This is a genomic window from Desulfobaccales bacterium (genome assembly GCA_041648175.1).
GTDB lineage: Bacteria > Desulfobacterota > Desulfobaccia > Desulfobaccales > 0-14-0-80-60-11 > 0-14-0-80-60-11.
In genome coordinates this window covers 215,416-237,898 of record JBAZPO010000002.1, presented here as the reverse complement: position 1 = coordinate 237,898, position 22,483 = coordinate 215,416, and the positions used below count along the sequence as shown (strand labels likewise).

Annotated in this window: 23 protein-coding genes; 11 read left to right on the top strand and 12 right to left on the bottom strand. The window is 58.7% G+C overall.

The window, feature by feature from the left end; genetic code table 11:
• Positions 1-129 precede the first annotated feature (129 nt).
• Complete coding sequence (locus tag WC600_03130) at positions 130-2,001, top strand: APC family permease (protein ID MFA4901718.1); 1,872 nt, start codon at positions 130-132, stop codon at positions 1,999-2,001.
• A gap of 357 nt (positions 2,002-2,358) precedes the next feature.
• Here WC600_03130 and WC600_03125 read toward each other — a convergent pair whose 3' ends face one another.
• The 9 genes from WC600_03125 to WC600_03085 all read right to left on the bottom strand — a co-directional run bounded on the left by WC600_03125 (position 2,359) and on the right by WC600_03085 (position 11,348).
• Entirely contained in the window at positions 2,359-4,251 is a 1,893-nt protein-coding gene (locus WC600_03125; protein ID MFA4901717.1) for a DUF3604 domain-containing protein, read from the bottom strand.
• Between the two features lie 352 nt (positions 4,252-4,603).
• Complete coding sequence (locus tag WC600_03120) at positions 4,604-4,939, bottom strand: hypothetical protein (protein ID MFA4901716.1); 336 nt, start codon at positions 4,937-4,939, stop codon at positions 4,604-4,606.
• Positions 4,940-5,026: 87 nt separating this feature from the next.
• Positions 5,027-5,974 (bottom strand): carbohydrate kinase family protein, encoded by a 948-nt coding sequence (locus WC600_03115; GenBank protein ID MFA4901715.1) that lies wholly within the window; start codon positions 5,972-5,974, stop codon positions 5,027-5,029.
• 74 nt (positions 5,975-6,048) lie between these two features.
• Positions 6,049-7,326 (bottom strand): folylpolyglutamate synthase/dihydrofolate synthase family protein, encoded by a 1,278-nt coding sequence (locus WC600_03110; GenBank protein MFA4901714.1) that lies wholly within the window; start codon positions 7,324-7,326, stop codon positions 6,049-6,051.
• 11 nt (positions 7,327-7,337) lie between these two features.
• The gene (locus WC600_03105; protein ID MFA4901713.1) at positions 7,338-7,799 is read right to left on the bottom strand and encodes a hypothetical protein; all 462 of its coding nucleotides are present in this window, start codon (positions 7,797-7,799) and stop codon (positions 7,338-7,340) included.
• A gap of 259 nt (positions 7,800-8,058) precedes the next feature.
• Positions 8,059-8,730 carry a DUF1614 domain-containing protein gene (locus WC600_03100; protein MFA4901712.1) on the bottom strand — a complete coding sequence of 224 codons (672 nt, stop codon included), beginning with the start codon at positions 8,728-8,730 and terminating at the stop codon, positions 8,059-8,061.
• A 174-nt stretch (positions 8,731-8,904) separates the two neighbouring features.
• The gene (locus tag WC600_03095; GenBank protein ID MFA4901711.1) at positions 8,905-9,852 is read right to left on the bottom strand and encodes a sigma-54 dependent transcriptional regulator; all 948 of its coding nucleotides are present in this window, start codon (positions 9,850-9,852) and stop codon (positions 8,905-8,907) included.
• Positions 9,845-10,507: a hypothetical protein gene (locus WC600_03090; GenBank protein ID MFA4901710.1), complete on the bottom strand. Its 663-nt coding sequence runs from the start codon at positions 10,505-10,507 to the stop codon at positions 9,845-9,847. Before WC600_03090 ends, WC600_03095 begins: the two co-directional genes overlap by 8 nt.
• A gap of 4 nt (positions 10,508-10,511) precedes the next feature.
• Positions 10,512-11,348 carry a phosphodiester glycosidase family protein gene (locus WC600_03085; protein ID MFA4901709.1) on the bottom strand — a complete coding sequence of 279 codons (837 nt, stop codon included), beginning with the start codon at positions 11,346-11,348 and terminating at the stop codon, positions 10,512-10,514.
• 277 nt (positions 11,349-11,625) lie between these two features.
• Here WC600_03085 and WC600_03080 point away from each other — a divergent pair, with 277 nt between their 5' ends.
• The 8 genes from WC600_03080 to thiD all read left to right on the top strand — a co-directional run bounded on the left by WC600_03080 (position 11,626) and on the right by thiD (position 20,095).
• Positions 11,626-12,423 carry a TatD family hydrolase gene (locus WC600_03080; protein ID MFA4901708.1) on the top strand — a complete coding sequence of 266 codons (798 nt, stop codon included), beginning with the start codon at positions 11,626-11,628 and terminating at the stop codon, positions 12,421-12,423.
• Between the two features lie 126 nt (positions 12,424-12,549).
• Positions 12,550-13,233: a YggS family pyridoxal phosphate-dependent enzyme gene (locus WC600_03075; protein MFA4901707.1), complete on the top strand. Its 684-nt coding sequence runs from the start codon at positions 12,550-12,552 to the stop codon at positions 13,231-13,233.
• Between the two features lie 15 nt (positions 13,234-13,248).
• Positions 13,249-14,478 carry a radical SAM protein gene (locus WC600_03070; protein MFA4901706.1) on the top strand — a complete coding sequence of 410 codons (1,230 nt, stop codon included), beginning with the start codon at positions 13,249-13,251 and terminating at the stop codon, positions 14,476-14,478.
• A 106-nt stretch (positions 14,479-14,584) separates the two neighbouring features.
• Positions 14,585-15,289 carry an MgtC/SapB family protein gene (locus tag WC600_03065; protein MFA4901705.1) on the top strand — a complete coding sequence of 235 codons (705 nt, stop codon included), beginning with the start codon at positions 14,585-14,587 and terminating at the stop codon, positions 15,287-15,289.
• Between the two features lie 138 nt (positions 15,290-15,427).
• Positions 15,428-16,435: a 2-hydroxyacyl-CoA dehydratase gene (locus WC600_03060; protein ID MFA4901704.1), complete on the top strand. Its 1,008-nt coding sequence runs from the start codon at positions 15,428-15,430 to the stop codon at positions 16,433-16,435.
• A complete protein-coding gene (locus tag WC600_03055) occupies positions 16,419-17,297 on the top strand; it encodes an acyl-CoA dehydratase activase (protein MFA4901703.1) in 879 nt (292 codons plus the stop codon). The genes WC600_03060 and WC600_03055 overlap by 17 nt, the downstream gene beginning before the upstream one ends.
• A 236-nt stretch (positions 17,298-17,533) precedes the next feature.
• Positions 17,534-18,526 (top strand): phosphotransferase, encoded by a 993-nt coding sequence (locus tag WC600_03050; protein MFA4901702.1) that lies wholly within the window; start codon positions 17,534-17,536, stop codon positions 18,524-18,526.
• A gap of 216 nt (positions 18,527-18,742) precedes the next feature.
• Positions 18,743-20,095, top strand: a complete 1,353-nt coding sequence (thiD, locus tag WC600_03045; protein MFA4901701.1) for a bifunctional hydroxymethylpyrimidine kinase/phosphomethylpyrimidine kinase — start codon at positions 18,743-18,745, stop codon at positions 20,093-20,095.
• A 147-nt stretch (positions 20,096-20,242) separates the two neighbouring features.
• On the opposite strand, the gene WC600_03040 is transcribed toward thiD, so the two are convergent.
• From WC600_03040 to WC600_03030, 3 genes are all read right to left on the bottom strand, one after another.
• Entirely contained in the window at positions 20,243-20,641 is a 399-nt protein-coding gene (locus tag WC600_03040; GenBank protein ID MFA4901700.1) for a hypothetical protein, read from the bottom strand.
• A gap of 9 nt (positions 20,642-20,650) precedes the next feature.
• Positions 20,651-20,860, bottom strand: a complete 210-nt coding sequence (locus WC600_03035) for a hypothetical protein (GenBank protein ID MFA4901699.1) — start codon at positions 20,858-20,860, stop codon at positions 20,651-20,653.
• A 180-nt stretch (positions 20,861-21,040) separates the two neighbouring features.
• Positions 21,041-21,649, bottom strand: coding sequence for a lysophospholipid acyltransferase family protein (locus tag WC600_03030; protein MFA4901698.1), 609 nt, complete (start codon positions 21,647-21,649; stop codon positions 21,041-21,043).
• A 243-nt stretch (positions 21,650-21,892) separates the two neighbouring features.
• On the opposite strand from WC600_03030, the gene WC600_03025 reads away from it, so the two are divergent.
• Together WC600_03025 and WC600_03020 are read left to right on the top strand one after the other, a co-directional pair.
• A complete protein-coding gene (locus WC600_03025; protein ID MFA4901697.1) occupies positions 21,893-22,072 on the top strand; it encodes a hypothetical protein in 180 nt (59 codons plus the stop codon).
• Entirely contained in the window at positions 22,047-22,382 is a 336-nt protein-coding gene (locus WC600_03020; protein ID MFA4901696.1) for a type II toxin-antitoxin system PemK/MazF family toxin, read from the top strand. Before WC600_03025 ends, WC600_03020 begins: the two co-directional genes overlap by 26 nt.
• Positions 22,383-22,483 lie beyond the last annotated feature (101 nt).

The window sequence follows — 22,483 nt, the reverse complement described above, 5'->3', positions numbered from 1 at the left end:
CGCTCCGAATAATAATTGTAGACCACAACCTAAGAATGATAGAATCCCTCCGGTGGCATCCGGCGGGCAAGCCCCGATTCACCGCTTTAAGAGCATATCTCTTGACCCCCAATTGGCGAGGCCCAGGCGTTGTACCTGAAGAGCATACTCCTCATCGTCGCCAACCTGGCGCTTGTAGTATTTTTCATCTATCTCCTCCGGAAACCGGGGCGGCTCTCGTACTATCTCAACGGCCGCTGGTGGCTCACCTGGCTGTCGATAGGGGTCATCACCCTGATGGACGAGCTCACCTCGGTGTTTTACGCCCCCGCCGAGGCTTACCGCTTTATCGGCTTAAGCGCCATCGTCTTTATCGCCTTCACCGCGGTCTTCGTCCATTACATGACCACCCGGCTGGTGGAAATAGCCGAGATCCTAGAACACCACGGCCTCATCGGCGGCGGCGTCTATTCCTTCTCCTACCTGGTCCTGGGTCCCCTGGTCTCTTTTGTGGCGGTGGCCTCCATCATGGTGGACTACATCCTCACCGCCTGCATCTCCGCAGTGAGCGCGGTCTTAAACGCCACCTCGTTCTTTCACCTGCCCCACCACGTCATCATCATCCTGGTGCTTATAACCATCTGGGCCATTGCCGGCCTCAACATCCTGGGGATCAAGGAAAACGCCCGGGTCACCTTCACCATCTTTATCTTTGCAGCGCTGGTTTTCGTCACCCTGATCATCTCCGGCATCCTGGCCCTGGACAGTTTTTCCCTGGGACAGCTCAAGCAGGCCGTCGTCAAAACCGCCTCCGACCTGAAACCGGGCTCATTGTTTGGAAGTTACCATATCTTTATCGCCCACATCGCCTTCTGTATCCTGGCCTACTCCGGGGTGGAGTCCGTGCTCCAAACCGCCGGCCTGGTGCGGAGCTGGCAGGAGATCGGCAAGGCCTATATCTTCCTGGCCGTTACCGTGGGTCTGGTGACCCCCATCGTCGCCGCCCTGGCCCTGTCCGCACCCATTGATTTCCACCAGCATGAAGGCGACCTGATCACCCATTACGCCACCTTGATAAACGGCCTGCCGTTCGGCGTCGTCGTCGCGGTCCTGGCCAGCTTTGCCCTGATCATGGCGGTAAACACCGCGTTCGTGGCCTCCAGCGAACTCATCGAGCGTGTGGCCCACCGCTACGGCTTTCATTGGGTCATCGTCACCAACCGGCGTCAGTCCCTCTACCGCATCCACCTCCTCAACGCCGCCTTCTTCTCCATCATCATCCTCATCACGTCGGGCAAGCAGGAAACCCTGGCGGACATGTATGCCCTGGGACTTTTAGCCAGCTTCTCCATCAACATGGGGGCCTTGCTCATCTACCGCTACTCCATGGGCACCAAAGAGGTGATCCGTTTTTACACCTCCCGCCTGGTCACCTTGATTATGTGGGTCGTCTTTCTAAGCTGCTTCATTTTTTTGGCTATCATGAAGACCCACGGCACCATGCTGTGGGCCATCGTCACCGGTCTGGTGCTGGTGGCCGGATTCTTAGTGGCCCAGAAACGGTCACCGGAGAAGAAAGAGATCGAGAAGGGCGACGCCGAAATGGAGATGATCCTCTACCTGGCCGAGTCCTCGGCGCCGGATTTGCACCTGGTATTCAAGCGCTCCCAGGAGATGGGCGGCCCCCACGAAGACAACGTCGCCTATATCACCTTCTATTCCCCCCGGGCCAGTATTCCTTCCAAACTGGCGCGCAACCACTTCCGCTTCCCCCTCGTCAAGTTGAGCCTCTACCACCGCTTGGTGGCCCTCCTCCGGGTGGTGGAATACGAGCTGGGTGACCGCCAGGTCAACGTCCATCTGGGCTGGCCCATGTCCTCCTGGCTAGACCGCATGGCCATCGGTGTCATGATCTTCAACATGATGCGCCTGCCCCGCCTCTTTCCTCATTTCCGCTTCATCATGAGCTACACCGAACCCACCGGCGCTGCCTCCAAACTCCACGCCACCGCAGTGAAGTAAAAAAACACTTGTCACCAGCCAGTTGTCAGGGATAAGCAGGAGAATCTTGATTATGCATTGGTGGCACAAGCGTCTCGCCCTGTGCCGGCGCAGGCTGAAATACTAGAGTTTAAAGTGCTGGTTGAGGTGAGATGTAGATATGATAACCATAGAGAATACCAATTATTTTTAGTTAAGATGCGGATTGATAGCAGTAAGTAAAACGTAAGCTGCTCGTTCACATGCAGAACCCCAAAATGCATAGGTCATGCCCAGAACCGGGCCATGAACCCAAGCCGAGACACCGAGTTGAGCCAGGCTCTCGCCCAGGTTATCCCGAGAGCCCCGAGCATTTCGATGTCTTAATTGAACCCCACGTCAACGGGTCAGGCCCTTCTTGGCACTCTCTCGCCTTTCATCGGGAGGCGAGTACCAGATGGGCGAACTCCAGGCCCGCTCCTGTACGGTCGAGGGCACAGGGTGCTCGACTTCCATAGTTTTGGCGGTGGTGGGCGGTGCCATCCCCAATTTCCTCGCCTCAATGGTGCTCCAGCGGGGAGTGGGGATTTCCAGCACCCTGGCGTAGTAAAACGCCTCCAGGGCAGGAGCGAAGTCCGGGTCGGTCCACACCGCCTTGAGTTCGGTGGCCCCGATGGTGTTCTGGTAAGTAGCGGTGGAAATATTCACGGTGTTGCCCACCGGTGGCAGTTTGCCCGTTTGTGAATCGATCTGTCGTTTGCCGGACCAGGCGACGTCATAGATCTTCTCGAAGGTCTGGCCGTTCTTGGTCCAACCCTTGATGATTTGGATACGGTCGAGATTGCCGCTATCGGGGTCTTTCACCGCCCAGACAATGAAGGTTGGGGCTTTGGCCATGGGCGCCGGCAGGTCGCTGCCCATGGGGACACCTTTTTCATAACCGGTCTGCACCCATTTCTTGGACTCAAAGCCCCCTGGCAGTTTCAGTCCGGAAAACTCCCAGCCTCCAAAGAAGCGTAGTTTATGGCGGGGTCCGCTGGTGCCGTAGGTCTCCCGGCGCTGCAGGGCAGCAAAGATGGCTTCCCGGGTGTTTTCTTCCGCCCACACCCCGGTGAGTCCGGCGGGGTTTTCTTGCAAAATATCCAGGCCGACCATGTTGACGCCTGACATCCGCTCCTTGAGCCCCCCATCGATGGCTCCATGGGCGCCGAAAAAGTTCTTTTGCCGGTACGGCGACCCCGTGTCATGAGAATCGGACCCGCCTACGAAGCCGACCTTGTAGGGGTTATAGCCGCGGCGGTCCTGCATCGCCATACCGTTCTCCAGACCTTCCCGGATGTAGCTGCCGTGGACCTGTATGGGCCGCTTCTGCGTCACAAAAAGCAAATAATCCAAAACCTCGAAATTGGCAAACTCGTCATTGGGTGAAAGCAGAGGGTGCGTTTCCGACTGGCCCTTGATCTGCTTAACCTCCGAGAGCGGTTCATTGCGCATCCGGGCTTCGGCCCAGGCCGCGTCCAAGGGCCGGCCCCGGCTGTCCACTTCCGTGGGGAACATCAGGCCATCGCTCAGATTGCCGTTGTGTGAAATCGCCAACAGTTCATGGCCTGCCTGGCGCTGGCCGTCCATCCATTGCCACAGGTCTTCGGGATGCCGGGAATCCAAAGAGCTGAAGGGCACCTCCGGCACCTTCTTGGAGTCTTTGAACAGGATATTGCGGTGCAAATTGCAGTTGTTCGGGGTGGAGGTCCACTCGTAGGCGGGGAAGGTCGTGAACTTGCCGGGCCGGTAAAACCGGTCGGCAAAGGCCACGTTTTCTTTCCAGACGGCGCCCGCCACCTGAGGGTCAACCAACTCCTTGACCGGCTGGTTTTTGGCCAGCGAATCGCCGAGCCACGCGAAAATTCTCTGAATATCGGCCTGGTTGCTGACCTTGAGCTTCTCCGCGATAGGCAGCTTGCTGATCGCCGACCCGGGTTCATTGGCCAGCCGGACCGTACCCGCGTATTCCGAATGGTCGGTCACCGCCACCCAGTCAAGCGGGTGTTTAAGTCGGATGGTATACCCCATGGGGTGCTTGATAGGCTCACCCAGCGCATACTTATAAGCATCTTCCGGTCCGGTAAGATTGTTGCCAAAGAGGTAAGCATCAAAGGACCAGCCGGTGTGCACGTGGGTTTCGCCGAAATAAGCCTCCTTGAGGGGGTTCTTATCGGCGAAGACCGGATTGGCTGCCAGGGAGATTGCCAGGACGAATGACAGAATTACTGATAGGACTGCTCTGGTCCCCAAGTTTCCCTCCACGATCTGATTTTTAGGTGTTGAACCTGCATTAACGTCGGGGCGAAGAAAATGCCGGGGGGATTATTACATAAAGCGCACAATGTTCAAAGGCAATTCAGCCTGAGGCAGGCTGGACCCAAATTGTTTGACTCCATCTCCCATGCTGGTAGCCGTAATAGATGCTTGCTTGCCATCTCCTTCACTTATCACCGAACCGGCAAAAACTAGGATTTGATCAGCATAATGACATGAGGTCTTGGTGGGGGGAATTTCCGGAATCGAGTGGCTGAGAAATTAATCTAATGGCCGGTCAAATGATCTCAAGGCTTGATGGAGAGATTGTCTGGCCAGATCTTGAGCATTACCCATAAAGAGAATCAATCAGATCGAGCCAGCCTTGCATGGTGAGGCCGGAGCTGAATTCATCCTCCGGCACGTGCGGCGGGCTGGTTTCATCCACCATAACCTCACCGGTAACCAGGCAGACAGGCCAACCCGGACGCCCCGGCGGCACGTGGCATTTCTCCACCAGGCGGTACACCGCAAAGGTTCGAGCGTCACAACTCACCAGGTATTTATCAGCTTGATAAGTCAGACTCAGGCTCTGCCCAAAAATGCCCAGTTCCCGGAAACGGTCCTGAATCCGGGCGAGCATCTCTGCCGGGGATGTTTGTGCGGGAGATTCCGTTCTGGCCATGGTAGTCACGACCTTTATTTCCCCTCTCCTCTTGATACAAGGGTCAGGGTGAGGGGTGAGGTTCGCACCCCGGCAAAGATGCCAGCGCTACATCGCCGCCGCAGGCGGTGCCCCGAAGGTCTCGGCATAACGGTCCCAGAACTCTTGAATTTCCAAGCGGTGCTCCTGGGTGCCCTGCTGTTCCACGGAAAAGCTGGCCAGCACCGCGCCCATGCGGGCGGCGTCACCCCAGTCGCAGCCCTGCGCCAGGCCCTTGAGCAGACCGGCCCGGTATGCGTCCCCGGCGCCGGTGGGGTCCAGCACCTGTCTGGCCGGCACCGCCGGGACTTCTTCGCTTCCGCCGTCTGTCTGCAACAAAGAGCCCTTCTCCCCCCGCGTCGTAATCAAATGGGGAGTAAGGGTCAGCAGGCCTGCGACATCCAGTCCGGTTTTTTGCCGGAACATCTCCAATTCGTAGTCGTTGACGATGAGGGCCTGGCTGCCTTCGGCCATCTCCCTCAGGTCGTCGCCGCCCCAGGCCGGGATGCTCTGGCCCGGATCAAAGATGAAACGCACGCCTCGTTCCTTGTAAAACCGGGTATAAGCCAGCATGTCCTCCAGACTGCCCGGCGCCACGATGGCCAGGGCGGCCGCAGGGTTTAACCCCTCAAAACCATACTCCGACGTATACTTCATGGCCCCGGGATTGAACCCGGTAATCTGGTTGTCGGACAAATCCGTGGTGATGTAAGCCCCGGCGGTGAACTCCTGGGGAATCTCCTTGATACCCGTGAGCGGCAACCCCAACTGCTCCAGCCACTCTCGGTACGGGCCGAAATCGCGGCCCGCGGTGGCCAAAATATAAGGGCTTTCCTGCAACAAAGCCAGATTGTAGGCGATGTTGCCCGCGGTGCCGCCGAAGCGTTCCGTCAAGCCGTTGACCATGAAACAAACATTGAGGATGTGAATCTTCTCCGGCAGAATGTGATCCACAAACCGGCCGGGAAAATCCATGATCCGATCGTACGCCAAAGACCCGGAAACAAAGATGTGCATAGCGTGCCTCGATGGATAGTGATCAGTAATCAGTTATTTTCTGATAACTGATTACTGATCACTGATTACTGAGATTACTGATTACTGAAATACTCCTTCGCCTCCCCAACCGTATACAAAGAGCCGGTAACCACGATGCGATCCTCGGGACCGGCCAGGGACTGGGCCTGGCGGACCGCCGCAGCGACCTGGGGCACCTGCATAATTTCCAGCCCGTAGGGTTGGGCTCGCTTGGCCAGGTCCCTGGTGGTGGCGGCCCGGAAGTATTGCGGTTGGGTAAAGATCACCGTCTGGGCCAGAGGCAAAAGCCGGGCCAAAATCGTATCCACGTCTTTGTCGGCCATGACGCCCATCACCATGATGAGGCGGCCGTTTCCCCGAGTCTGTTTTAGATTCTGAGCCAGGGTCAGGGCGGCGGCGGGATTGTGGGCCCCGTCCAACCAGATACGGGGGTCCTGGGGAAGTTGTTCCAGGCGGCCCGGCCAGCGGGCTGCCAAGAGACCCTCTCGGATGGCCGCCTCGGACACGGGAAACCCAGCCTTGTCAAGCAATTCCACCACGGCCAGGGCCAGAGCGGCATTGCCGTACTGGTGCCGGCCCTTCAGGTTGAGGGTCAGACCGGCAATCTGCTGTTCCAGGCCAAAATAATCGAACGCCCCCTTGGATTTCCCCCTGGACCTGAAATCAACCCCACCCTGGTAGAAGGGGGCGCCCACTTCCTGGCAACGGTGGCGAAACAAAGTAACCACCTGCTTTTGCCGGGCCATGGTGACCAACGGCGCCCCGGGCTTGATAATCCCCGCCTTTTCCCCGGCAATGGCCAACAGCCCCTCCCCCAGGTGGTCCTCGTGGTCCCGGGAGATGTTAGTGATCACCGTTACCAGCGGCTGCACGATATTGGTGGCATCCAGGCGGCCCCCCATGCCGGTTTCCAGAATAATGGGTCCGGCGCCGGACTTAAGGAAATAGAGAAAGGCCATGGCCGTAGCGAACTCAAAGAATGTGGGGGGTTCAGCAATGTCCACCGCGGCCCGCACTTCGTTGATCAAGGCCAGCAAACGGTCCGCCGACACCTCCTGGTCTTTAAGGCGGAAGCGCTCGTTAAAGCTCACCAGGTGCGGCGAAGTGAACAGGCCCACGGGATATCCGGCCCGAGAAAGGATGGCGCTGAGCATGGCCGCCACCGACCCCTTGCCGTTGGTGCCGGCAATGTGGATGTAGCGGCCCTCCTGGTAGGGGAGTTTCAAGCGAGCCAGGAGACTTAAGGTGGAGGACAGGCCGAACTTGATCCCAAACTTCTGCAAATCAAAGACCCAGGCCGTAGCCTGGGCCAAATCGGTAAACGCCGTCATGCCGGCTCCCCTCAAAACTGTTTGTATTCGTGGCTCATCACTGTCTGTCCATCGGGCTTGAAGCGAATGAGCAGGGTGCTGCGCAGGATCTTGCCCTCTTTCTTGATGGTAGGCTTCTTGACCTGCTTATTTTCATCGAGAAGATAAATCTGGTCGGATTGCGGAGCAATCTCGCGTTCATAATGTTTATACGGCAAGGCGGGCGCATCCTTGAAGTTTTTGTATAAATAGGTGACGCCATCCGCAGTGCGGTCGATCTCGTGGGGGTCCCCGAACAGCGTGAGGATCTCCATTTTGGTGGTCGTGCCGTCTTTGATGCGCTCCACGTGGCGCGGATCGATAGTTTCGCCGCTGACGATGCGCCATGCCCCTAAAAGACCTGGCAGCAAAAGGACCAAGAAAACCAGCGCCATCCGGCGCCAGCTCCGGCTGGAACCCGATTGCAGTTTTTGACTTGTCCGTAACTCTTGCATAAATCATTTACCTCCCGAAATCACCCTTTACCTGCGGTCCACCCCGCCCACCTTCGGTAGCACAGGCTTTCCAGCCTGTGCCGGTGGGCCGTGCCCACCCAACTTTTTGCCCAAGGTTTTATCAAACCCTGACCACTGGCAACTTTTCAGGACAGTTGCATGAGCCTTCAGCTCTTTCAAAACCATGAAAAACCCGGTTAGGGCGGGCGTCCCCGCCCGCCAGTCTACTTTGAACCTTGAACCTTGAACCTTGAACTTTTCAGGACAGCAGCACCGCAATAATCCCGCTGAGAAAGATAGCGTCAAAGGTGCCGGCCCCGCCGATGGAGGCTACCGGTGCCCCCAGTTGCCCGATATTTCTCAGGTTCATGAGATCCGCCCCGATCAAGATACCCATAGTGCTGGCAATATAGGCGCAAGGAGCCCTCAGATCCGGAGGGCACAAGAGGTAGGCTCCCAGAGCCGCCACCAGGGGGGGCGCCAGGCCCGGCACGCCGATGCCCATACCGCGCACCGGACGCGCCAGGCGATTCACCACCAGGGTCACCACCACCAACAGAATCGGCAGGGCAATGCCAAAATCTATGTTAGAGATAAGATACAACGATAAGGCCAGAGGAATCAAGGCCCCACCCACGTTCACCGCCAGAATGGTCGCGTGGGTCTTCTCCGGCCGGGGCACCCGAAACCGCATACCGAAATAGGAAATCACCTGCTCCCCCATGAGATCCCGGGTCTCAAATCGGTAAATGGGGATGTTTATCAGGCTGCCCACCAGGGTGAAGATGAGGAGCCAGAATATGAGGCTGGGTGAAATCCCCAGCCGCAGGAAGGCCTCACCGATCAAGCCCACCATCAGGAAGGGGAGCATGATCAGAGCCACCACGAAAAAGCCGACCATCAGGAGAAAGATTAACGGTGGAAAGATCATAGCAGTCGCTCATGAGCCTGTGCGCTCACCTGTAAATCATGAAAAGTACGTAGGGCGGACGTCCCCGCCCGCCTTTGGTAGCACAGGCTTTCCAGCCTGTGCCGGTGGGCCGCGTCACCCTATTTTTGGCCTAAATTTCTTCCGCCCCCTCATCCCTAACCCCTGACACCTGCTTCACTCTCTTCCCTCCAGCCCGTAGGACCGAATCTTGAAATTCAGTTCATCCATGGAGATGCCCAGAATTTCTGCCGCCTGCCGGCGCTGGCCGGCCACCCGCTCCAGGGTCCGGCTGATCAATTTCCGTTCATATTCAAGATCCTCTAGTTCCTTCTCTTCGCCGGCGTCCGAAAACCCGCTCCGTTGCTTAAAAGCCGGGGGCAGATTCTCCACGGAGATGGTATTGCCTTGGCAGACAATTACCGCCCGTTCCATGACATTTTCCAACTCCCGGATATTGCCCGGCCAGGGATAGCGCCGAAAGGCCTCCAGCACTTCTGGCGCTAACGCAATACCCTCCCGCCGGTTCTTCTCGCCGAACTTCTTGAGGAAGAACTCCGCCAGCGCCGGCAGGTCCTCCTGGCGCTCCCGGAGCGGCGGTAACACCACGGGAAAAACATTGAGGCGATAAAAGAGATCCTCCCGAAACCGGCCCTCCCGTACCATTTTTTCCAGGTCCCGGTTGGTGGCCGCGATGATGCGCACGTCCACCTTGACGGTACGGGTGCTCCCCAGGGGATCGAACTCCCGAGCCTGCAAGACCCTCAGGATCTTGGCTTGAATGGGCAGGGTGAGTTCGCCGACTTCATCCAGAAACAGCGTGCCTTGGTGGGCCATCACAAAGCGCCCGTCTCTGCGGTTGGTCGCCCCGGTGAAGGACCCCCGTTCATGCCCGAAAAGTTCGCTTTCCAGCAAAGCCTCAGGCAAGGCGGCGCAATTGACCGCCACAAAGGGGCCGGCCGCACGCACGCTGTTCCGGTGGATGGCCTGGGCCACCAACTCCTTGCCGGTGCCGGTTTCGCCCAAAAGCAGCACCGTGGCTTCCGAAGGGGCTACCATTTCCAGGAGTTGAAAAATCTCCCGGATGCGCGGCGACGTGCCTAAAACCCCTGAAAAATCAAACACTCTGCCTCCCGGACCGCGTTAGCCCATGTATGACTCCGTGACAACCGCAGGCCGTGGCGATCAGAACCGTGCCCGTAAGCGCGTCCAGATCCCGGGCCAGGTCCAACAACTGCCCCGGAGGATACCCGCCCACCCCCGGGGCCAGTTGCTGGCTGCGTATAACTTTTACCTGATATCCAGGCAGATGGAGAGAGGCCAACTCCTGGTGGACCGCGAGATCCCGTGATTCCCCGGTGACGGGACAAATCTCCGGTTCGGCGCAGTCGTCGGGGCACAGGTGTTGGGCCCGGCTCAGATAGAGCTCTCCTTCCGGGCCGCGCTGGACGGTGGGGACCAGATGCTCCAGGGCCGCAAGCAACCCGGTCGGCTGCCACCCCGACCCCGCCAGGGGACCTTTCAAGAGCCAATGATAGGCCACGTGGAGCGGCACCATGGGGATGATCCAATCCCAGCGCCCGTCGCTTTTAAGGTGCTGCACCAAAAAGGCGATGGCTTCAGCCTGCACCTGCTGACTGTCCAAACCGTCCCCCACGGCCGCCATGGGCCCGGGATCACGATCCACTATGAGGAAACTGGCGGCGGCATCCTGCCCGCCCAGGCGCGCCAGGGCCAGGCGGCCGAATTTTCCACCCCCCAGAATAAGATAGCTGCCCATGGAATTATTCCTGGCGCGGAAACACCCCTATGACGGCGGGCAACCAAAACTTCTGCTCATCGATAAGATTGCCGATAGAATTCTCCCAGGACGGCGGAGAAAAACATTCGAAGTCTTTGGTTTTGATATAGAGTTGCGCTTCCGTGCCGCCATCCAGGTTCAAAGCGGAATCGATGTTGAACTCGCTGCCTTTGAGGAACTCGGCAAACTGATGCAAGGAAAAAAATCTATTGGAGGTGTTGAACACCAGGATATTGCCGTTGCGGTCCGTGGCAATCACTGTGCGGTTAGCCTTTTTCTCGCTATCTTTTATCCTGATCTTGCCCTTATAGTCCAGCAATAACGGGAAAGATTGTACACCTTGAGTCCAGGGTAATTTTTTCGGGTCAACGGGAGTGGTGAGGAGGTCCAGGATGGTGGCCCGGGGCAGGTCGGGTGACATGCCCTTGGGTTCCGCCACGAACATCCCCCGCATCTCCCGGTTCCGCGTGGGGCCGAGGGGTTTGCCGTCCGAAATCACCAGGCCACAGGGCTTGCCATCGCTCTTATAATAACTGCCGTTGAATACGATGGGGGCCTGAAGTTGCCCCTGCCAGGCGGTAATGGCCTGAGGTTTCCCGTAAAAAACCCGGAAGGCATTGGAGGCGGGATCAATCTTCACCACCGCCAGCTCGGTCACCACCTCGCCATCCCCCAGGACCTGCACCTGGGTAAAGGTTAGCCCCCGGCCGATGGTCCGCCATATGAGAGGAGTGTGCGTTAGACCCGCCGCCCCTGCCGGCAGGACTGCCACCACCCACAACCAACCTACCACAACAAGAGCAAAAACCCTGGCGGTCAACGCCTCTCCTTGCAGCCCGGCGAAATTTCGTATATTTTACCATGCAAAGGGAAATTGTCCATAAGCTTGAAAATCTAGCCGCGCGCCATAAATTTATGTTATAGCCCTTGCCAAAAAGAGGACCATCCCAAAAGCCCCCCTTTAAAAAAGGGGGGTTTGGGGGGATTTGTCTTTCGTTTAGCCCCGGATTTGACCTTCCTCAATTTCCGTGCCGGCCATTTCGGGGGGTTGTCTTGAAGATTCTAATAGCGTAAAATCTCTTTAGATTCGATATATTATGCCTATTCGCCTGGCTGACTCTCACGCTCATCTGGATCTGGAAGATCACTTCCCCGACCAGGCCGCGGTCCTGGACCGGGCCCGGGAGAATGGTGTGGACCTAGTGATCAACGTCGCCACCGGCTTGTCTGACGCCCCCCAGGTTATCACAACCGCGAGAAAAACTCCCGGAATCGTTGCCATCATCGGGGTCCATCCCCACGGCGCCGGCGCCATGACCGAAGCGGACCTGGAAGCCCTGGACGCCTTCGCGACCGATCCTCAGGTGGTGGCCATCGGGGAGATCGGGCTGGATTTCTTCCGGCGCCGCTCTCCGGAAGAGGTCCAGCAATACTGGTTCCGCCGCCAACTGGAATTCGCCCTCGCCCATAACAAGCCCGTGGTGATTCACACCCGGGAGGCCACCCCCGTGACCCTGTCGATCCTGCGCGAATACCGGGGCCGCCTGGCCGGAGGCGTCATGCACTGCTTCGGCGGCAGTCTCGACGAAGCCCACGCCTTCCTGGATCTGGGTTTTTACCTGTCGTTTTCCGGGACCCTGACGTATCCCAAGGCCGGTCCCTTGCGGGAGGTGGCCAAACACGCACCCCTGGACCGGATTTTGGTCGAGACCGACTGCCCCTATCTGCCGCCCCAACCCTGGCGCGGGAAGCGCAATGAACCGGCCTACGTGGTGGTCACGGCCCAGCAACTGGCTGATACCCGGGGCCTGACCCTGGAGGAAGTCGCAGCCCACACCTGGGCCAACACCCTGGCAGTCTTCGGGTTGCAGGAAGAAAAGATTTTAGGGAAATAATAGAGTCGGTGGGGCGGGCCTCTGTGCCCGCTACCCGCGGTAGCACAGGCTTTCCAGCCTGTGCCCTAATCGGACAATAAGGGCTGGTGTCCCATCCTTGCTTAGATAGCTTTCTCCTTAAAAAATATGACCCACATCGCCCAAAACCTTGAAGAAGTTCGCACCACCATCGCCGCGGCCTGCCGGAAAGTCGGCCGCGACCCTGCTGGAGTGCGCCTGGTGGCCGTGAGCAAGACCGTGGATGCAGAGCGCGTCAGGGCAGCCATGGCCGCGGGCCAGGATATTTTTGGGGAAAACTATCTCCAGGAAGCCAAAGACAAAATCACCGCTCTGGGGCGACAGGTGAGTTGGCACCTGGTGGGCCATCTACAAACCAACAAGGCCAAACAAGCCGCCGAACTCTTCGACCTGATCCACGCGGTGGACCGTCTCAAGCTGGCCCGCGCCCTTTCTGCCGCTGCGGCCCCTTTAAACAAAGTCCAGGACATCCTCATCCAGGTCAATCAGGCCGGCGAAGACACCAAGTCCGGGGTGGCCCCCGAAGCCGCCGCGGATTTGCTGAAAGATGTGGCCCAACTGCCCCATCTGCGGGTTATGGGCCTCATGACCATGCCGCCCTGGTTCGCCGATCCCGAAGTGGCGCGCCCCTTCTTTAAGGCCCTGCGGGAACTGCGGGAACGGCTGCGGGACCTGACCGGCCTGCCCCTGCCGGAACTCTCCATGGGCATGTCCGGCGACTACGCGGTAGCCGTGGAGGAAGGGGCCACCCTGGTCCGGGTAGGCACCGCCATCTTCGGCCACCGCCGGTAAGCAGGATAAAAAACCATGCCTGACGATAAAAAGCCCCAGAGCCCAGATGCCGTCACAGCATCCCCCAAATCCTCCCTGACCGCCCGAGGCTTGCGGCTCTTGTTACAGAACCCCCGCATGGCCCACACCCTGCTGCGCGAGGAATATCGCAAAAAGTTTGGCATCGCCTACGATCGCCGCTTCCGGCCTGGGTTCAGCGGCCCGCCGGTGACCCTCAACCTCAACCTGACCCGGCGCTGCAACCTCAAGTGCGTCATGTGCGAGCAGCACCGCCACGTCTCCGGCCCCACAGGCTTAAACTGGTATGACCCTCGCCGGGAGCTGCCCCTTGCCGCCTGGATCAACCTCCTGGATCAGGTGGCCTCTTTTAGGCCCCAGCTCTACATCACCGGCGGCGAACCCACCCTGTACCCCCATTTTCCCGAGTTCATTAAAGCCGCCAAACAGCGCGGCTTTATGGTGCATCTCCAGACCAACGGCACCCTGCTGGACCGGATAGCCGACGACCTGGTCAGCCTCGGGGTTGAAGCGGTGACAGTCTCCATGGATGGTCCCCAAGAGGTCCATGACGCCGTCAGGGGGCAAAAGGACGCCTTCCGCAAAACCACCGCGGGTCTGCGGGCTTTAGTGGCCGCCCGGAAGCAGGCTCGCCGCCCCGGCCCTATCATCTCCATCAACTGCGTCATTTCCAAGGCGTCCCTTGCCACCCTGGATCAATTGGTGCCCCTGGCCCAGGAGTTGGGCGTGGATATTCTCCAGATTCAGCATACCATCTTCAATTCCGCCGCCAACGTTCAGCGCCATAACCGGGCGCTCTCCCCAGCGTTTGCTGCCGAACAGGGGCTTAACCTGGCCCCGCCCTCCATCCCCGAAGGCGAATACTACGAAAGCGAAATCACCCCGGCCGACTTGCCGCTCTTGGTGGACAAACTCGCAGATATCCGGCGCCTGGCCCAAGGCCGCGTGAAGCAGGTCTTTTTGCCGAACCTGCCGTCCAATCTCTTGGACCCCTACTACCTGGACCTGGCCCATCCCTTCCCTCAGGAGTGTATCGCCCCGTGGAAGGGCTGTCGCATCCTGCCAGACGGCACCGTCTCGCCGTGCCTGCACCTTACCTCCGGCAACATCGCTTCCCAACCGTTTGCGGAAATCTGGAACGGCCCTCAAATGCGCCGTTTCCGGCAGATCATTTCCCGCCGGCTCTTTCCCGGATGCGCTCGTTGCTGCAGCCGGAGCTTTACCTGAATGACGCTGCCTTTAGCCCTGCCCTTCCCGTGCTTGTTCGTTTTTCCTATTCAGGCCGTCTTGCCCCTCGCCTGGATAAAGCCAGCCACACGTAAAGGAGTACCGTATGTGGGACATCCAATTTTTTGCCTGGGAGTTGGCCAGACTGGTGATCGCAGCAGGGGTGGGCGCGGCCATCGGCTTTGAACGGGAGACCCATGGCCAGGCCGCGGGGCTCCGCACCTTCATCCTGGTTTCCGTGGGCGCCTGCCTCATGATGATGCTGTCCCTCCACATGGAGGAACTCTACCGCCACCTGGAGTCCGTCGGTTCGGTGGTCCGCCTGGACCCGGGCCGCATCGCTTCCTATGCCATCGCCAGCATGGGTTTCCTGGGGGCCGGCGCCATTATCACCGGCAAGGGTTCAGTCCGGGGCCTGACCACTGCCGCGGGCCTCTGGCTGGCCACCGGTCTCGGACTGGCCATCGGCGCCGGGTATCTCATCCCGGCCATCTTCGCCACCGCGGTCAGCCTGATCATTTTGTACGCTCTGCGCCTCATTAAACCCATCTTCGCCCACGATCTGTACACCATGCTGATCTTGAAATATTATAGGGTGGCGGACCCCCTGGACCGGATCAAAGAAATCCTCAAAAGTCATCATACCGTTGTCCAGTCTATCAACTTCAAGCTGGAGCCCCCCAATAACCTGATAACTTACCAGTTCCGTCTGCGAAGCAAGGATACCATCGAGCTCGAGAACCTGATTCAGATCCTCTCTGAAACCGAGGGTTTGCAGGAAATTCAATTTCAGGAAGGCGAAGTGCCTTAACAGATAAGTGTAATACCATGTTCGCCTTCACCTGAAACCATCTCACGGTGGGGCGAGCCTTCGTGCAGTGGGGCAGGCCTCCGTGCCTGCCATCCATAATAAAGAGGGTTTATTACAACTGATTGTGAACGTAAAATAATGCGTAAAGCCACACCTTTTCTCCCCGGCGCCAGAATCGGCCTGACCACCACCATCCCCGTAGAGGTGGTCTTGGCCGCAAACCTCACCCCGGTGGACCTGAACAATTTGTTTATTGCTTCTCCTGACGCCCTGGCCCAGGTGTCCCAGGCCGAAGGTGCGGGCTTCCCTCGCACCCTCTGCGCCTGGATCAAGGGCATCTACGCCGCACTTAAGAATCACCCCGAGATTGCCGCGGTCATCGCCGCCTGTCAGGGAGACTGCTCCAACACCCAGGCCCTGGGGGAAATTATTGAATCCGAAGGCGTCGAGGTTATCCACTTCAAATACCCCTATCCCCGAGACCGGGAACAACTGACCCGGGAAATCAATGGCTTAATGGCGTACTTAGGCGCCGCTCCCGATGCCGTAGCCCGGGTGCAGACGCGCCTCATCCCCGTGCGCCAACAACTGCGCCGCCTGGACCGCCTCACCTGGGACACCGGCCAGGTAACCGGCCGGGAGAATTTTCTGTGGCTGATCTCCTCCTCTGATTTTGCCTCAAACCTTGCCGCCTACGAACATGACCTGGCGATTTTTCTTAAAGAGGCCGAACTGCGGCCCCCCGCCAACGGCAGGGTCCGCCTGGGCTTTGCCGGCATCCCCCCCATCTTCACCGACCTTTGGGATTACCTGGAGGAACTGGGCGCTGCGGTGGTCTTCCATGAATTTCCCCGGCAATTTTCCATGCCCTATGAAAGCGCCGACTTGGTGGAGCAATATCTGCGCTATACCTACCCTTACGACATCTGGGGCCGTCTGGCCGACCTCAAGGAGGCCGTGGCCACCCGCCGCCTGGACGGCCTGGTGCACTACACCCAAAGCTTTTGCTTCCGCCAGATGTTCGACCAGACCATCAGGGATAACCTGAACATCCCCATCCTGACCATCGAGGGCGACCGCCCCACCCCCCTCGATTCCCGCACCCGCATGCGCCTGGAGGCCTTCGTCGATGTCCTGCGGCCGTGAGATTTTGGGGGCTAGGGACAGTGGCACAGACACCCCGTCTGGGTCCCCCGATCTCCCCCTCAAACAACTCGCCTACGGCCTGGACTTCGGCAGCCGCTCGGTGAAGCTGGTCTATCCTCGGGGGCCACGGGGCCTGGGCAGGCGTCGCTGGGACAGCATCACTTTTTATCAGGATTATCTGGTGCGGGATAATGGCCAGCTCGCCATCGACTGGGAGCGCCTGGGGCTGCCTAAGCCTGAGGCCCTGGTCGCCACGGGCTACGGCAAAAATCTCCTGAAAGCCCATTTTTCCACCATCACCGAAATTCGCGCCCATTTCCTGGGGGCCAGATTTGTCACGGGCCTGGACCATTTTATCCTCCTGGAGATCGGAGGTCAGGACACTAAGGTTCTCTATATCCGGGAAGGCCGGGTGTTCGATTTTCTCACCAACGACCGCTGCGCCGCGGGCACCGGTCGCTATCTGGAAAACATGGCCCGTTTTCTCAAGATGCCCCTGGCGGAATTTGCGGGGTACTGGCAGGACCCGGTAGACGTTTCCCAAACCTGCGCCATCTTCGGGGAAACCGAATTGGTGGGCCACCTCCTGGAAGGAGTGGAACCCGCGCGCATCGCCGCGGGGGTCAACGCCTCGGTAGCCCGCCGGGCCCTGGCCATGCTGCGCCGCTACCGCTGCGAAACCCTCGTCTTCGTGGGAGGCGTGGCCAAAAACCGCGCCATGGTCCGGCTGCTTCAGGACCTGAGCGACTTTCAGGTGATCGTGCCGCCCTTCCCCCAATTCAACGGCGCCTTGGGCTGTGCGCTTGAAGCAGCCCGGCAACCTTTATTCCCCCCGCCGCTTGGGGGGACAGGGTCAGGGTGAGGGGTGAACAAGAAAATATTTCTGGCGAGAGTAAATAAACAGGCTTGCTACCACTGCCCCCTCTCTGTTGGTGGGGCAGGTTTGGTGGTGGGGCGGGCCTCCCCGCCCGCCATGCTTCATAAGTTATGCGGCAATTATTTTACCGGGTTTCACCACAAGCTGTTTTAAGTCCCCCTTTGTAAAAGGGGGATTTAGATTAGGGGGATTTTTTTAAGGTCGCCATGCCGGAAAACGCCATGAAACCGTTGCCCGCATCCAATCCCCTGGCCCAGGCCCTCCGGCAACTGCTCGAAAACGACGGAATTTCAGGGTCCCTGGCCGGAGAGGTTTATGTGGAATCTCTGCCCTCCTCCCGCCAGGTCTTACGTTTCACCCTGCCTGAAGGGAATGCTGTGGTGGGAAAATTCTTTTCCGCTTATCCGCCGCAACTCTCCGCTGACCTCAGTCTGATCCAGGAATACAACAACTACCTGCGACTCCCGGACCTGGGTCTCACCCAGGGCCAGGGCCTGGTTCCCCGACTCTTGGGCCGCTGGCCGCAGGGGTCCTTGGGGCTCCTGTTGGAAGCGGTTCCCGGCCCGGACCTGGATAATCTCATCCGCCAGGCGTGTCTCCACGGGGACCCCGCGCCCCTTAAGCGGGGCTTGGAAAAACTGGCTCACCTGCTGGCCATGTTTCACTCCCGGCCGGTCCCGTCGCTGCCGGTCGAGCCAGCCCCCGCCCTGGCCTACCTGGATAAGGTGATGGGGCAATTGCAGGCAGCCGGGCTGTTGAGCCGCGAAGACTGGCAGGCCCTGATCTATGAACGCGCTCTTTGGGAAGTCCGCTTCCGGGATTTTGCCGACGGACAGGTGCTGGTGCACGGCGACGCCACCCCCACCAACTTCCTCTTCCCGGATGGCCGGGCACTAGCCCTGGACCTGGAGAAGCTCAGGGTCGGCGACCGTCTCTGGGACCTGTCCTGGGTAGCTGGCGAACTCAAGCACGCCTGGGGCTGGCGCCTCCAGAACTGGGGCGGGGCCGAAGCAGCCATCGGACATTTCTTCCGGGCTTATCTGGCAGCCGCCGACTTCGCCCCCGCCCTGGCCGACCGCCTCTATAACCTGAACCCTTTTTACATGGCCCTGGCGGAACTGCGCATCGCCCGGAACCTCTATCTCACCATAGACTACCGCCGGGAACTGGTGGCCGAAGCCCGGCGCTGCTTGGCTTGTGGCCGGAAATTATAAAACGGTAGCACAGGCTTTCCAGCCTGTGGTGATGCCGGCTAAACATGAATGCGGGTGAGTCAAAGTAAGTCCTCATTTGAAAAAAGGTATATAAATAAGTGTAAGATACCCGCGCTCGGGTGTCCTTCACAGGCTGGAAAGCCTGTGCCACCAATACCTTTCATTATTTGCGGATGGGCCGCGGGCCCATGATTTAAAAGGAAATTGGCAAAGCCCATGAAAACCGTCTTGATCATTGCTGGCTCCGACCCGGGCGCCGGCGCCGGTCTGCAACAGGATTTGAAGGTGACCACCCTCATGGGGGCTTACGGCCTCACGGTGGTCACGGCCCTGACCATCCAGAACAGCCAGGGGGTCCAGGCTGTCCATCCGGTGGCTAAAGAGGTGGTGGCGGCCCAATTGGACGCAGTCATCAGCGATTTTCCCATTGATGCCATCAAGGCGGGGATGTTGGCCAGCCCCGATATTGTGCGCCTGGTTGCTGATCGCATTAAGAGCCTGGACACGTCTCCCTTGGTGCTGGACCCGGTGCTGGCCGCAGGCGGCGGCTTCCCGCTGCTGGATGAAGCCGGCATCGATGTTCTGAAAAGAGAGCTGTTTCCCCTGACTTATCTCCTCACGCCCAATGCCCCGGAAGCCGCCCGCTTAACCGGAATCGAGATCCAAACCCCCGAAGACCTGACCGAAGCAGCCTGCCGGCTTCAGGCTTTAGGACCCCGCTGGGTCCTGGCCAAGGGCGGGCACCTGCCGGGGGACCCGGTGGACGTGCTCACCGACGGAGAAAACACCTATCACCTGCCCGGGATACGCCTTACCGCACCGCATAACCACGGCTCCGGCTGCCTGCTGGCCTCCGCCTGCGCCGCAAACCTGGCCCAGGGGCTGTCCCTGCCCGAAACCGTGAACCAGGCCCGAACCCTCACGGTCCAGGCCCTCAAGTATGGCCTGCCCCTGGGCCGGGGCAATGGCCCGGTTAACCCCTATGCTCCCTTCGCCCGGGAACTGGCTCGCTGGCAAGTTCTGGAAGCTTTGCAAACCGCCGCGGCGCGCCTTTCGGCCGAAGACTTGAGTCCGCTCATCCCGGAAGTCATGTCCAACCTGGCCTATGCCACCCCTTACCCGGAGGGACCCAACGACGTAGCCGCGTTTCCGGGACGCATCCTGAAAAGCCCCCAGGGTCTGTTTATCCCTGCGCCTCCGGCCTTCGGCGCCTCCCGCCATATCGCCGCGATCATCCTCACCGCTATGACCACCCACCCTGAACTCAGGTGCGCCATGAACGTAAAATTTTTCGATGGCATCGAAGACCTGGCCCCGCTGCTCCACCTGAAAGTGGCCGCCTTCGACCGCAGCACCGAGCCCCCGGAGGTCAAGGCCCGGGAAGGCAGCACCCTGGCCTGGGGCGTGGCTTCGGTCCTCAAGCCCGATACCCCCCCGCCCGACCTGATCTTTGATAAGGGCGACTGGGGCAAGGAACCCATGATTCGCATCCTGGGAACCAACCCCATGTCGGTGGCGGAAAAGGCCCTGGCCCTGAAAAACGCCCTGCAAGCAGGAGGAAAACTATAAGGAACTCTAGGAGAAGTGGCGGTGCGGCGTTCCGAACTATCTTTCAACAATAGAGAATCCCAAGCTCCCCCTCCCCTGGTGGGAGGGGGTTGGTGGGAGGGGGAAGGATGTCAGCTATTTCATCCCCACTCTGCCCCTCCCCCAAAATTAACCTCTTTTCTCTGCCAAAATAGCCCGGTAAAGGGCCAGACCGATGAGAAAGTCGGCCAGGAGGATCATAATATCCGGAAAGGTGGTAAGGAGCAGCCAGCCAAAAAAGTTCTGGCCCGGCATAACGTTTACCTGGCCCGCCAGGGTGGCGCTGAGGGAAAAATCCGCCATCATGATAATCCCCAGGTAGGCCATAAAACTGTTAAGCAACAGACCCACCAGGGCAGTGCCCCGGAACAGGAACAAGGCGCTCACCAGGACCAGGTCGATGACGGAAAAGAGGTTGGGCCACAAGTGCGTCAGGTTATCCGGGGGATGAACCCGGAAATGGAGCATGGCGGCGCCCATGGCCAGGGCCACCAGAGCCACCCAAAGTTGTCGGCGTTGGGTTGTCATGGGCTCACCTTAAAATTTCACGACATAGCCCAGGCAGAATACCAGGGTGATAATGATCGCATGCAGGATATACCAACCGGGCCTGGGAAACAGCACATAAGGCAGCCAGCGGTTCATGATCACCCTTTCAGAAACGTGGCGGTCAGACGCCCTGCGGAATAGATCAAAGCAAAGCCCAGAAAATGGACCACCCACCATCTCCACGACATAAATTGCCAACCTGTCCTCATGGCCTCACCTCATGCAGGGTGCGCCCTGCGCACCATTTTTTGAGCCATCTTGGGGCATGCGTATGGATTGACGTGACTCCCGCACCTCTTAACAAAATAAGGCGGTTTTTGGGAAAATCACTCTTCTGGCGAGATTTTCTTGGGAAGATTTGCTGACAGCGCTGGGAAATTAGAAGCCTGATAGCCGGGCGATATGAGACATGAGAACTTTGGTCAAAGCGGGGGCCTGGCGGGGACCGGGGGCTATCAGCGGCGGCCCTAATTGTACGTGCACAATATAGCCATGCGGCCGGGGCTCATAGTTTACCCCCACAGGCACAAAAGGCAGGCACTTTAAGCCCTCCTGGCCCTGCAACTTGAGGAGCAGTTGAATCAGCCGGTGCTTGCCGGGTCCAACCCGGCCCACAAAATAGGTGCCCTCGGGGAACAACACGATGAAGGCCCGGTTGACCAGGAGCGGCAGGAGCCGCTTGAAGGACGACAGAGTGGCTCGGGGATTTTTCCGGTCCACCGGCACGCCCCCCCAGGCCCCCAATAACTCCCGCACGACCGGCTGCTGGAACAGTTCCACCTTGGCAATATAGTGCAGCGGGGGGGGCAACGCCATGCCGATAATAGGGATGTCCTCCCAGCGCTGGTGCTTGGGGCAAATAATCGCGGGACCCTGCGTGGGTAGGTGCTCAAGGCCGCTTATCCGCAGGGAGAAATACCTCCCTATGGTCTGGTGGCAGAACCAACGACCCATGCGGTAAAGTGTGGGAGATAAAGATCGGCTCATGATGGTGAAAATTAGGTACTTTGAACCCTTGCCTAATCTTAGCGCCTATCAGGAGTCTGTCAAGGGGAAGGTGGCTTCAGAAGAAGATTGGCTGATTTGAAAATCAGATAAAATTGCTGCTTTTATCCATTGAGCTTGAGAAAAATTAAGATATCGGATATATTATATCTAAATTGATTGGGAGAAAGTACTGTGAAGGTCTTGGTTTCATTATCAGATGACTTATTTGCCAGGATGCAGGCCGTGATTCCGCCTCGCCAACGGAGCAAGGTAGTGGCTGATCTGCTGGAAGAAGAGGTCCGTCGGCGGGAACGGGAACTCTATGAATGCGCCCTGGCTGTGGAACAGGATGAGCAACTCCAGGCCGAGGTGGCTGACTGGGACGTGACCGTTGGTGATGGAATCGAAACTGAAACGTGGTAACATTTATTGGGTAAATCTGGACCCCACTCAGGGAGCGGAGATCAAGAAAGGTCGCCCCTGCGTTCTGGTGGGTGCGTCCCCACTCAACCAAGCCCGGAGAACGGTCCTGGTTATGCCCCTAAGCAGCGCCGGAGAGGCGAAGCCGCCCATTACTGTAAGAGTCCGATGCATGGGCCAAGAGGTGCGGGCGGTGTGCGATCAGATCAGGGCGATAGATAAAACCCGCCTGTCCGCCTGGATTGAGGAAATGTCCAAAGAAGATTTAGAGAGTATCAGCAAGGCTCTCAAGCAGGTTCTGGCGATCTCGTGATTTCAATGGAGCCTCTTGCAAAAATTGCCGGTGGGTCGAAGCCTTATGATTTTCTCCGGTAGCACAGACTTGAAAGCGGTGTTGACTCAGGCTAAATCCCG

Coding starts and splice junctions, on each gene's coding strand:
- WC600_03120 (MFA4901716.1), bottom strand. CDS start 4,939: ATGGCCAGAACGGAATCTCCCGCACAAACATCCCCGGCAGAGATGCTC.
- WC600_03115 (MFA4901715.1), bottom strand. CDS start 5,974: ATGCACATCTTTGTTTCCGGGTCTTTGGCGTACGATCGGATCATGGAT.
- WC600_03110 (MFA4901714.1), bottom strand. CDS start 7,326: ATGACGGCGTTTACCGATTTGGCCCAGGCTACGGCCTGGGTCTTTGAT.
- WC600_03105 (MFA4901713.1), bottom strand. CDS start 7,799: ATGCAAGAGTTACGGACAAGTCAAAAACTGCAATCGGGTTCCAGCCGG.
- WC600_03100 (MFA4901712.1), bottom strand. CDS start 8,730: ATGATCTTTCCACCGTTAATCTTTCTCCTGATGGTCGGCTTTTTCGTG.
- WC600_03090 (MFA4901710.1), bottom strand. CDS start 10,507: ATGGGCAGCTATCTTATTCTGGGGGGTGGAAAATTCGGCCGCCTGGCC.
- WC600_03080 (MFA4901708.1), top strand. CDS start 11,626: ATGCCTATTCGCCTGGCTGACTCTCACGCTCATCTGGATCTGGAAGAT.
- WC600_03075 (MFA4901707.1), top strand. CDS start 12,550: ATGACCCACATCGCCCAAAACCTTGAAGAAGTTCGCACCACCATCGCC.
- WC600_03070 (MFA4901706.1), top strand. CDS start 13,249: ATGCCTGACGATAAAAAGCCCCAGAGCCCAGATGCCGTCACAGCATCC.
- WC600_03065 (MFA4901705.1), top strand. CDS start 14,585: ATGTGGGACATCCAATTTTTTGCCTGGGAGTTGGCCAGACTGGTGATC.
- WC600_03060 (MFA4901704.1), top strand. CDS start 15,428: ATGCGTAAAGCCACACCTTTTCTCCCCGGCGCCAGAATCGGCCTGACC.
- WC600_03055 (MFA4901703.1), top strand. CDS start 16,419: ATGTCCTGCGGCCGTGAGATTTTGGGGGCTAGGGACAGTGGCACAGAC.
- WC600_03050 (MFA4901702.1), top strand. CDS start 17,534: ATGAAACCGTTGCCCGCATCCAATCCCCTGGCCCAGGCCCTCCGGCAA.
- thiD (MFA4901701.1), top strand. CDS start 18,743: ATGAAAACCGTCTTGATCATTGCTGGCTCCGACCCGGGCGCCGGCGCC.
- WC600_03040 (MFA4901700.1), bottom strand. CDS start 20,641: ATGACAACCCAACGCCGACAACTTTGGGTGGCTCTGGTGGCCCTGGCC.
- WC600_03030 (MFA4901698.1), bottom strand. CDS start 21,649: ATGAGCCGATCTTTATCTCCCACACTTTACCGCATGGGTCGTTGGTTC.
- WC600_03020 (MFA4901696.1), top strand. CDS start 22,047: ATGGAATCGAAACTGAAACGTGGTAACATTTATTGGGTAAATCTGGAC.